This window comes from Rossellomorea oryzaecorticis (assembly GCF_045897515.1).
GTDB lineage: Bacteria > Bacillota > Bacilli > Bacillales > Bacillaceae_B > Rossellomorea > Rossellomorea enclensis.
On the sequence record NZ_JBJOSA010000010.1, the window covers coordinates 120,167 to 130,938 of the forward strand.

Genomic DNA, 10,772 nt, shown 5'->3' on the forward strand with positions numbered 1-10,772 from the left:
CCGAATGCATTCCTCATCTTAGAAACCTTCATACGAAAAAACACTATTTAAACGTTTTATCCAACCTGTAAGTCTTGTCTCAATGTCCAATTTTCATCATGTCTCCGCGGCATCCCTCTAACATACCTCGTTAGAAATAGAAGATTGTAAGTAGCAGTGAAGTAGTTTTGTACGTTCCCCAATATGTCTTCATGTAGGGTCGGTTTCCGTTGGAGCCGGCTGTTTTTTTGTCGTTTTAAGAACTGAACGTTGCTCGTTGATTTCCGCTCCAGGCACTCGCTTTCCGCGGGCGGTCGGGAGCCTCCTCGGCGTTTCACGCCTGTGGGGTCTCCCTTGACTCGCTTTTCCCGCAGGAGTCGAGTGCCTGGAGCTCCAATCAACTAAGTAGTAGTTACTTGGACACCAGCATCCATAACAACAAAACAACAACAAAAAAACCCCTTCCTGCAATGAAAGGGGGGCATACATAATCTATTCCAACACCAATAACGATTCCAAATCCTGATCGTACAATTCTGTGACCCATTGGTCGCTTCTGATGATTTCGTCGTTCAGGGCCTGTTTCTTTTCGAGCATGGCATCGATTTTTTCTTCAAGTGTCCCAGATGACACCAGCTTATGAACATGGACGAAGCGTTTTTGTCCGATCCGGTAGGCACGGTCGGTGGCTTGGTTTTCGACGGCAGGGTTCCACCAGCGGTCGTAGTGGACGACGTGGTTGGCGGCGGTCAGGTTCAAGCCGGTTCCGCCAGCCTTCAATGATAGAAGGAAGACCGGGAAATCGCCGTTTTGGAAGCGGTCGACGAGTTCGTCGCGCTTGGCTTTGGCCATGCTTCCGTTCAAGAATGGGACGTCAACGCCGAATTCCTTTTTCATGACTTCCTGGATCATTTCGCCCATGGAGATATACTGAGTGAAAATCAACGTGCCCTCACCTGATTCAAGGGCCGCTTCCACAATATCCTTCAGCTTCTGCATCTTTTCGGAACGGGTCAGGATCGAACGGGGATCCGGTTCCTTCAGATATAAAGCAGGATGATTGCATAGCTGCTTCAATTGGTTCAGCATCTGCAAAATCAATCCCTTGCGCTCGAAACCGCTCAGCGTTTCGACTTTCATTAATGTTTCCTGAACAAGCTGTTCGTAAAGCGCGGCCTGTTCAGCGGTCAGGCTGCAATATTCCTTCTGTTCGATCTTCTCGGGAAGATTAAGCTCAACTTCGGGATCCTTCTTCGTCCTGCGCAGCAGGAACGGCTTGATTTTTGCCTGAAGCTCGCGGACTTTCTCTTGGGATTCGTCTTTCTCAATCGGCGCGATATAGTTTTTCTGATACTGTGTAAAGCCGCCGAGATAGCCGTGGTTCAGGAAATCAAAGATCGACCACAGTTCGGACAAACGGTTTTCCATAGGAGTTCCTGTCAAAGCGATATGATGTTTTCCGTTAAGCTTTCGAATTGCTCGGGACTGCTTCGTGTTCGCATTCTTGATATTCTGTGCTTCATCCAGGGAAATAGAGCTCCACTCAACACCTGACAACTCGTCAAAATCAATATGCGACAGCCCGTAGGAGGTCAGCACGATATCCATGCCGGAAATCCGCTCGGTAAACTTCTCTTCTTTCGCACGGGAAGAACCGTAATGGAGGTGGACTTTCAAATCGGGTGCGAACTTCTCGATCTCACGCTGCCAGTTCCCAAGCACTGACGTCGGCGCGATGATCAACGCAGGGGTCTCCGGCTTTTCTTCACTCTTCACATGAAGAAGGTAAGTGATGAGCTGGACTGTTTTCCCGAGCCCCATATCATCGGCAAGGCACGCCCCAAAGCTGAACTTCCGCAGGAACAGCATCCAGCTCATGCCGAGCTGCTGATACGGCCGGAGCTCACCATGAAATAAATCAGGCGTTTCCACCAGTGGGATTGACGATACATTCGTCAGCTGACTCACCAGTTTTTTTAATGAACGGTTCAGTTCGAGCTGGATGCGCGCGTATTTATACTGATCATACTCGTCGTCTTCCGCATCCAAAGCTCCGTCTTCTTCATCCCGCGGAACAAGCTCCTGCTCAAGCATATCCTGGATCGAGATACCTTCCTGTTTTGCCTTTGTCATCATCTGCTGGATTCGGCGGATCATCGCAGGATCAAGCTTCATCCACTGACCGCGGACCTTCACGAGTCTTCTCTGGTCATCTACGAGCTTATTAAAATCATCCTCCGATAAATTGACCCCGTTCATCGACAGACGCCAGTCGAAATCGAGCATCGCGTTCAAGCCAACAAAAGAAGGGCGGTAGCTCGTATCGGTGTTCTTGAGCTTTGCCTTCACAAGCACCTGCGCATCCTTCATCGCTTCCCACCAGGACGGCAGGAGGATCTCGATATCAAGGTCAATCAACTTTTCACTCAAAACAGACAGGAAATCCCACGCATCGTGTTCGCTGAGTGAATCGGTCAGCGTACCATCACTCTCACGGAGCATCGGAATCATCTTCAGCCAGCGTTCCTGTTCTTCTTTTACCTGAGGGAGATAGGGTTTCCAACCTGCCGGAACCGTATCTTCCGTCAGCGAAATCACGCGTTTTTCCCTCTTACGGTCGCGAAGAATCGTTTCAAGCTGCCATGTTTCATCTTCATCAAGCGGTTCCGAAATCCGCAGTCCGATTGAAAACGGCAGTTCTTCATCTTCTTCACCGCGGATCCACTCGCTCCAGCGCTTTTCGTCAAAATAAGCATGCAGTTCCTCGGAGGTGAGCGTACTCTCCTTCAGCTTCTGAATCCTCTTCATCGCTTCCGAACCGCCCGCAGCCATCGCTTCATTCAGCGACCCTTCAAACCATTGCTGCGTTAAAGCGGCGAGGGACGGGCCTTCAGGGAGGTCCTGCTGCCAGAAGTCTTCGTTGAAATTTTCCCAGACTTCATCCGGGATATGGAACTGCATCCCCGTTTCCTGCCATTCATCAAAGCGGGGGAGCCAGCGTCCGGCTTCGATTGCTTCATAGAGAACCGGGGCAATCGCATTGCAGGCCTGGCCGGTTTCATCCCAGTCCCACTCGACCATCCCGCTGAAATGCTCCAGCGCGAGTAAGGTGAGGAGTTCCCACTGAGACACGACAACCCCGCCATCTGCCATCCGGTCTTGAAGCAGCGTCCCGTAATGGGTATCCTCATGCCAAAGGAACAGCTGACTTTTCCACTGGGAAGGATGAAGCTCTTCACCCTCGCCGTTTTCGGCAGTCAGGAAGAATCGGTCGCCATATTTAGTTGCGTCTACATTGATCTTCACGGAAGACAATTTAAGCATCGATCAACTTACCCTTTCTGCACTCTTCTTGGAACGCACGTAATCTCTTATATTTTTCAAGGATGTAAGGGAGGTAGTCATCCCACTTATCCGTTTGCTTCAGCTTCTTATAGATCGTCCGGATTTTCTTCATATAGCGGACCGCATACTTGTAACTGTCGCGGTTCTTCTGCTCGATCATATCGATGACACCGTTATAGTAGACCGGCAGTGCAAGCTCAGGGGACTCCTTATACACCTGGCTGAGGCCCATATTTTCCATCTCGCCTACGGAGTAGCCCATATACTTCTGCAGCTCCACCCATTCGCGATGGGATTTTGAACTCAGCAGGAACTCCGAGTAGCTGTAATAGCTGAACGGCAGCATCGCCAGGAGAAGTTCCCGCAAGAATACAGGGTCTCGCTCCATCAGCCACTCCGTCGGCAGCTTGCGCACAAACCAGCGCACAAAGCTTGATGCCTCATAATGACTTTTTTCTTCGATATAGGAAGGGAGTCTTACCAAGATTGCCTTTAAAAGGAGCAGCAGACCTTCATATCGCTTGGAAAGAACAAATTTCACCAGCCAGAACTCGGAATAAGAGACAAGCTCCGTCCCGATCCTTTCCACGGTTTCCTCAGCTTTATCCAAATCTTCAAGCAGCAGATATTGATGAAGCAGGGCGATCTTTATGAAAGGATCGTCCTGGGAAGGAGAGCTTTCCAAACGCCCTACCTCTTGTCGTCGCCAAGCCTTTTGCTTGAACAAATAATACCAGATGAACCGGTACACCTCAGCTTTGATTTCCGTGCTATGCTTCGGATCCTCACTCATCTCAGCGGATTTTTCTTTCAAGTAGGCAATGAATGGATCGAAGCTGAACGGCATCGCATGCACCGAAAGCTTCTCGACTGCATCCTCCATCTCATCCAGCAGGAAATCGAACAGTGCATACTGCTCGCGACTCAATTCGATTTCTCTTTCCTGTAAAAAAACATCTACCTCGAGCGTCAGGAAGAAAGTAGCGAAAAGCTGATAGAGAGGCTTCCACTCACGCTCAAACGGTGCTTCTTTATTAAATCGCTTATAGATATTCTGTATGATTACGTCCATCAAATAAGGCTGTCTCTCAAGAAGCTGTAAATCTTCCTTTTTCAGAAGCGACTCAAAAAACTGCCACCACTCATCGGGCGTGTTTCCCCGGGTTTTACGCTCCTCCAACAGCTCACTGGCCTTTCGAAGGGCACCGGAATCCGTGTGTTTCTTCAATAATTCATCAAGTGATGAGGGTTTATTTTCATCCGTATCGGGAGAGCTTTCCTGGCTGCGCCAATCCTGGATCCATTCGCTGACGCGGGCCACCTTGTTGTAAATCATAAAAAACGTGGCCATCTGGTGGCGGCACCATCCGGAATACGGGCAGGAACATTTGCTTAGAAGCGGGAACTGCAAATCAAGCCGCACCGAAACAGGCGTCACATCCTGAACATCGGCAATCGCCTCTTCATCCCGGACCTTCACATTCGACACCAGGTTCTGGCGAAACAAAAGAAGCCCTTTTGAGACAATATTTCTTCCTTCGTCGGTACCCGGGTTCAACTCACCCTGTATCGCCCGACTCATCGGAATTAATTTATCCTTCAACTCTTCGATCCGAATCGCCATCGAACAATCTCTCCCATCTATAAAATCGCATTCTTTTATTATAACGCATCTGGGGGTGGGAATGGAATAAAAGAGGGAAAACTGCGGGGATTAGAGAAGGATGGGGGAGATATTTCTCGGGAAATGTCGAAGGGTGGAAGGGGATGTATTAAATATGATGGGTTGAATAAGGTGTACCCGGTACAGCCACACCTAAGTTTGAACCAGCTCAATCAGGCAACTAATTACGAGCCTGCTCAAAAAAGCCCATCTGAGCCTGACTCACATTTTTAATTTGTTCCAGGCACACTCAGCCCGATTTGTGCCTGGAACAATATCCCCACATCGTGCCAGGCACAGACTGCCTATATTGTTTCAGGCACAACCCCCCTTAATTGTGCCAGGCACCGCCACACCAATTTAAACTCAATCACTCCCAATGAACAAAAAACCTCCCCCCGCTATAAACATTCACACTCCGCAGCTCCACACGCTCCCCATTCCTCAAATAATAATCCTTATTCTCAGGAAACCGGAGCTCATCTTCGCCACCCGAAACAACCATTTCCGGATTATCACGATCCCGCTTATCAATCAGCACCTTGTAACCCTTCTCCTCAAAAAACTTCTCCCCATCCATATACCAATCAGAAAAACTCTCCAAAGAAAACCCAAGATAGCGGGCAAAGATCCTTGGCAGTTCTACATTCTCAACCAGACCGGAAGGCTTTCCCGGACCGAACCCATATAAAAAAACATCCTCACCAGTATGCCCGTGGGTAGAGAACCCCAGATTCGCGCGCTTTGCCATCAGCTTGACCATTTCGTCCTCAAGGTCACTAACATCCTTGGCTTCTTTCATCACACAATATTCTTTCTTGTTCAAACCGTCCAGCCCGTACTTTCCCAACACTTCCTTCAAATTCGAACGGTCATCCTTCAGCAAAGAAGTGGCACCCTTAACGGTATATTCAGCTTTCTTCAACGGTCCGACAAAGTGGTCCTGGGGCTGACTCTTATAGTTTTTATCTGTATCCACATTTCCAAGCGTCAACCCGCTATTCCCATGATCGGTGACAGCCACCACCAACGTGTTTCCGTCACGTTCGGCAAATTCCAATGCTTCACCGACCGCCTTGTCAAAGCTCAGCACCTCGCTGATCATCCCGACCGGATCATTCTTGTGTGCGGCCCAATCCACCTTGCTGCCTTCCACCATCAAAAAAAATCCTTTCGTGCTGGAGGATAATCGTTCAATCGCAGCCTCCGTCATTTCGGCAAGCGTCGGTTCATCCGGCTTCAATGCTTTACGGTCAAAATCATACGCCAGATCCTCTTCAGCGAACGCTCCCCAAAGCTTCCCATCAGCGCGGCTTTTTGAAAGCCCGTCCCTCGATGCGGTAAAGGAGTAAAGCGATTCTGATGACTTAATTATAGAAAGAAGATTTTCACCATCTTCACGGGATATTTGCTTCGTCTTTAGCATTCCGTCATCATTTTTAACCTTGTTTTTAGACTTGGGCTTCAGCCAGGCAGCCCCGCCCCCGAGGATGACGTCGAGGTTCTGGTACACCTGCTGCTCTCCGATATCACCGAATTCATTCCGATCAACCACGTGGGAAGTGAAGGCGGCGGGGGTGGCGTGCTGGATAGGGGAAGTGGATACAATCCCTGTTGAATAACCGGACTGCTTGGCGGCCTCCAAAACGGTCAACTCCGGCTCGCCGGCTTGGCTCATCCCGATATGATCTGCCTTCGTTTTCACCCCGGTCGCCATCGCCGTTCCTGCAGCTGCAGAGTCCGTGATCGCAGACTCCCCTGAATACGTGCGCACGCCGCCTACCAGTATTTTATCGAGGTTAAGTCCAGCACCCTTATACCATCGTGAAAGCGTGACTATATCAGAATTCGTACCGTCCATAATCATAAAGATGACATTTTTCTTCGTGGAATTCACCGCAAAACTGCAACGAGAAGGGAAAGAGAATGCAAGTAGGGAAAGAAGGATAAGGATGATGAGTACAGGTTTGATTCGTTTCATAAGAAAATCGTCTCCTTTGGAAAGTTTCGGATACTCTTAGTATCATCACTCCCAAAGAGACTATGTATAAAAAAGACCCGCTCAATTTTAGAGCGGGTCCTCACAAAACACTATTTTCTCTCCAATATCCCAAGAAGAAGGTTTTCGATTACTGTCGGACGTTTCATCTTCTTCAAGTCCCTCAGCTTGATCTTGTCCCAATCAAGGGCAGTAATGAACGCCGCACCGTTTCGCAGTGCAGGAATTTCATCCGGGTTCACGATATAATATTCCCCGGCTTTTACACCTGACTTGATCTGAACCTTGCCGTTCACTTCCAGTCCTGTTTCGACGGTTTTCTTTTTCACGGTACCTTTTTCAGTCAGCACCCAGATATGTTTTTTCTTCCCTGACTTTTCTACTGCCGTTACAGGCACCACCAATGCATTCTTCACTTCATCGGTAATCACCGATACAAATACATGATGTCCAGGCAGGAGTTTATTTTCATTATCCTGCAGCGTAATCTCAATTGGATACATGCTGTCCGTTTCGATGTGCGGATCCCGTTTAGGGAGAGTGGATACATCCGATATGAGCCCCTTCAGGGTTTTCTTTTCAACCTCTGACTGAACCTTCGCGTCCATGTTTTCTTCCACGTCCATGATTTCCTTTTCCGTCAGGTCTGCCGTCACGACCACAGCATCAGAGGCAATCGTGATCAGCGGGTTCTGGACGGAGTGGGAGAGTTCTTTGACTGTACCTTCCCCGCTGCTTTCGACGGTCAGCGTGGTTTCATATGATTCCAGATCGGAAATCTGACGCTCAAGGCTGTCGATTTGGTTTTCCAGGCGATCTATCTCGAGTTCCCGAGAGGCAATTTCCTTCTTTATATCATATTCTGTTTCAAGAGCACTTGCTTCGAGCGGCATCTCTTTTTCTTCATCAAATGAAGAAGGGAGTGAGTTCTCGAGGCGTTCCAGGTCGGATATATTGTCATCGATACTGTCGATTTCATCTTCGAGCTGATCGACCTCAGATTCCAGTACATCTTTTTGGCCTGTGAAGTCGGTCACTTCATATTCGTACAGCGGCGTGCCCGCTTTCACTTCATCGCCTTCTTTGACGAGGAACTTTTTAAAAGAACCGAATTCATCGTTAAAATATAGATAAGTTTCCTCAGCTGAAGTGACAACACCTGATTTAGGAAGCTCTTCCTGTAGATCGGCTTTATCAAGTGCTTCCCATTGTTCGATCCGGACTTCCCGGTCAACTTTGCTCTTTGCCTTTTCGATCAGGTAAGCATTTGTACCGACAAACAGGAGAGACAAAGCTAGACCAGTGTATAATACTTTGCGCTTATTCATAAATGATCCCAGCCTTTAGACGTTAAATTAAAGTAGAAAAATCGATATAGGCTAAAAATGCTGTAATTGCCCAGAAAAAAAGATTGGTCAGTAAGATGACTAACCAGATCAGCCAGTTCTTTTGTGCAGTTAGCTTCTTAAGCCCTTTGTATTGAATGAAGAATATCCAGATTTTAAATAACGAGAAGCTCCCCAAGAAATAAATGACCCATGGATTCTCCGTTATGTATTGGGCAATGACTCCTAGAGAGAAGGGAGACGAGAACCAATCAAGTGAGAGGAATAAAGATAAAGGGATATAGGTCAATCTTTCAAGTAACAGAATGAGAAGTACCAGTCCCTGTACGATGACAAGCTTTCGGTATTCCCCTTCCTCTGAAATTGTCCAAAAAACAAGGGCCGGGACAAATAAGATGATGGCTGCATATAACAAACCCAAAATAATACGTCCGAGAAGAAACATGGATTTTTCTAATTCAAAAGCGGTCGGAGAAAGTGCGGAAATCTCTTTTGAAAGAGGGTCCATCCCTATTCCGAAAGAGGATATAAGGCCAAAAATAATAACAGATAAGAGAAAAAGAATGGATATATTTTGACGGTATCCTCTTAATATTTCCATCTCTTTAAGTTGGTAAAAAAAATAAGACGGTTGTTTTAGTCCTTTAAGAAGTTTTACTTTATTTTGCATAAATATGGGTCCTCCAACAAATTTTGAATGCATCTTTTATTCTATCGAAATTCCTCGAACTTTTCCATAAAATGTAGAATGAAAGTTTATGAAAATAAAAAAGCGTCATCAAGACGCTTTTACATGTGGTAACTAAGGTATGTTGTTCCTGCAACCAGTACGATGGTAAAAACAAATAAGCTTATGTACATCCACATTTTACGAGCTTTCTTTTTTTGCATCATTTCCTCAGGTGTTAAAAAAGACATACTGAAATACTCCCCCTTTGGTTTGGTAGCTGGCTGGCATTAAAAAAGCCCCTGTAGCTTTGCGTCACCATTTTTCAATGATTTTGCCGTTTCAATCCATACCATCATCATATCGGATGCTCATAGGTTCTTTTAATAGGTAAAAGGTAACAAATCAAAAAAATATTCTCAAAATTATATTTGAGCTCGGGTGTATAATTCTGGTAAAATATCAATTAATTGAGGTTTGAAATTTCGACATAGAGTGTATTAAAGTAGTAGAAACATGTTTGAATTCGTAGGAGGTTGTCTTTTTGAATAAGAAAGTCAGCAAGGAGCAGCATGTTCTCTCTGTCATGCAAAAAGCATTCGACAAAGGGCAGCAGGGGAATATGGATGCGAATAAAATGTTAAATTGGCTAAAACAAGAACTGCAAAGTGAATATACATTACAAAACGAAAAAGCACTCTAAACCCTCCCCGGTTAAAGAGTGCTTTTTCACTGTAAAGCAGAGAGGGACGGGCCTTTAGCTTGCTAAAGGCCCGTCCCTCTCTAATTGACGTTTACCAGTCTTTTGCAAAGGTGTACAGGGAGGCGGAGATGTTTATGAACTTTTCTTGTCGTTTCTCCGTCTGATAGGTGATCGATGCCAGTGTTCTTTTTAGTTTAGGATGTTCATCAAGCATTTTTAAGATGGCAGCCGTTTCTTCATCTTCGAATGATTCCCTCAGTATCATCGGATCTGTTGAATAACCTTCACGCTCTTCCCCGTAAAGAATACGATTCATTTCTTCTGTGGGAATCTTGTACACTTCTTTGAATTTTAACAGCGTGTCCAATGAGATTTCCCTTTTTCCGCTCTCATAATTCGAGAGACCTCCTGGACTGATATTCAGTCTTTCGGCAGCTTCTGTCTGTTGCAGACCAAGAACCTCTTCTCTGTAACGTCTTAGTTCTTTATGTAACTCAAGCTTCATCATTTTCACCGACTATCCCTTTTCCTTCAAGATAATCTTTTTATCTGCTCGTTTCGGATTATTCAACATATCGAAAATGTAATTATGTTTTCAATATGAAAATTATGTATCTGTCTGTATATCGTTACGTAAAACTGTAGTGCTATAATATAGTAAAATATTGTCATTTGTTGTTGCATCTTAACGAAGGGTGGAGAAAATATGAGAATACCGGAAGAAGAGAGAAAAGTGTACGGTAAGCGGAAAACAGCAGCAACGGATGGAAGAGAAAGAAATCTGTGTCTGAATGGCTATGCTGCAAGCAGGCTAAGCTTTCGGGTCATCAAGAAAAAGAAGAGCTATTTCCGTGCAGGGGATTACGGAAAAAAGAGGGTACATTTCTTTTCGAACAAGAAGGAAAACGGCAAACATCTAGATGAACTTTACATCTCTCATATACATCCGGGAACCACTCACACGAATAAACTCACTTGTATTATTCAAGAAAACAACAGAATCGTATACACAGGGAAAAAAGAAAACTAAATTGGAGGCCCGTCCCGCAGTGCTTTAAAGCACTGCGGGA

Annotated in this window: 8 protein-coding genes and 1 riboswitch; of the genes, 2 read left to right on the forward strand and 6 right to left on the reverse strand. The window is 46.1% G+C overall.

Going from position 1 to position 10,772, the window contains the following annotated elements; all coding sequences use genetic code 11:
* Positions 1 to 471 precede the first annotated feature (471 nt).
* The 5 genes from ACKA06_RS13305 to ACKA06_RS13325 form a co-directional block, all read right to left on the reverse strand.
* Positions 472 to 3,303, reverse strand: coding sequence for a DEAD/DEAH box helicase (locus tag ACKA06_RS13305; RefSeq protein ID WP_411159873.1), 2,832 nt, complete (start codon positions 3,301 to 3,303; stop codon positions 472 to 474).
* Positions 3,296 to 4,948: an SWIM zinc finger family protein gene (locus tag ACKA06_RS13310; protein WP_411159874.1), complete on the reverse strand. Its 1,653-nt coding sequence runs from the start codon at positions 4,946 to 4,948 to the stop codon at positions 3,296 to 3,298. The genes ACKA06_RS13305 and ACKA06_RS13310 overlap by 8 nt, the downstream gene beginning before the upstream one ends.
* A 409-nt stretch (positions 4,949 to 5,357) precedes the next feature.
* Positions 5,358 to 6,968: an alkaline phosphatase gene (locus ACKA06_RS13315; protein WP_411159875.1), complete on the reverse strand. Its 1,611-nt coding sequence runs from the start codon at positions 6,966 to 6,968 to the stop codon at positions 5,358 to 5,360.
* Between the two features lie 110 nt (positions 6,969 to 7,078).
* The gene (locus tag ACKA06_RS13320; protein ID WP_411159876.1) at positions 7,079 to 8,314 is read right to left on the reverse strand and encodes an efflux RND transporter periplasmic adaptor subunit; all 1,236 of its coding nucleotides are present in this window, start codon (positions 8,312 to 8,314) and stop codon (positions 7,079 to 7,081) included.
* 22 nt (positions 8,315 to 8,336) lie between these two features.
* Entirely contained in the window at positions 8,337 to 9,002 is a 666-nt protein-coding gene (locus ACKA06_RS13325; protein ID WP_411159877.1) for a hypothetical protein, read from the reverse strand.
* A 269-nt stretch (positions 9,003 to 9,271) separates the two neighbouring features.
* Positions 9,272 to 9,348, reverse strand: a riboswitch (cyclic di-GMP riboswitch).
* Between the two features lie 195 nt (positions 9,349 to 9,543).
* Between ACKA06_RS13325 and ACKA06_RS13330 the strand changes: the two genes are divergently transcribed.
* Complete coding sequence (locus tag ACKA06_RS13330; RefSeq protein WP_411159878.1) at positions 9,544 to 9,702, forward strand: hypothetical protein; 159 nt, start codon at positions 9,544 to 9,546, stop codon at positions 9,700 to 9,702.
* A gap of 91 nt (positions 9,703 to 9,793) precedes the next feature.
* Here the strand turns inward: ACKA06_RS13330 and ACKA06_RS13335 are convergent, their stop codons facing one another.
* A complete protein-coding gene (locus ACKA06_RS13335) occupies positions 9,794 to 10,210 on the reverse strand; it encodes a helix-turn-helix domain-containing protein (RefSeq protein ID WP_411159882.1) in 417 nt (138 codons plus the stop codon).
* A gap of 198 nt (positions 10,211 to 10,408) precedes the next feature.
* On the opposite strand from ACKA06_RS13335, the gene ACKA06_RS13340 reads away from it, so the two are divergent.
* Positions 10,409 to 10,732: a hypothetical protein gene (locus tag ACKA06_RS13340; protein WP_411159879.1), complete on the forward strand. Its 324-nt coding sequence runs from the start codon at positions 10,409 to 10,411 to the stop codon at positions 10,730 to 10,732.
* The last annotated feature ends 40 nt before the right edge of the window (positions 10,733 to 10,772 follow it).

Bases quoted from the DNA above. Each gene is read 5' to 3' on its own strand.
- ACKA06_RS13315 (WP_411159875.1), bottom strand. From the start codon at position 6,968: ATGAAACGAATCAAACCTGTACTCATCATCCTTATCCTTCTTTCCCTA.
- ACKA06_RS13325 (WP_411159877.1), bottom strand. From the start codon at position 9,002: ATGCAAAATAAAGTAAAACTTCTTAAAGGACTAAAACAACCGTCTTAT.
- ACKA06_RS13340 (WP_411159879.1), top strand. From the start codon at position 10,409: ATGAGAATACCGGAAGAAGAGAGAAAAGTGTACGGTAAGCGGAAAACA.
- ACKA06_RS13320 (WP_411159876.1), bottom strand. From the start codon at position 8,314: ATGAATAAGCGCAAAGTATTATACACTGGTCTAGCTTTGTCTCTCCTG.
- ACKA06_RS13335 (WP_411159882.1), bottom strand. From the start codon at position 10,210: ATGATGAAGCTTGAGTTACATAAAGAACTAAGACGTTACAGAGAAGAG.
- ACKA06_RS13310 (WP_411159874.1), bottom strand. From the start codon at position 4,948: ATGGCGATTCGGATCGAAGAGTTGAAGGATAAATTAATTCCGATGAGT.
- ACKA06_RS13305 (WP_411159873.1), bottom strand. From the start codon at position 3,303: ATGCTTAAATTGTCTTCCGTGAAGATCAATGTAGACGCAACTAAATAT.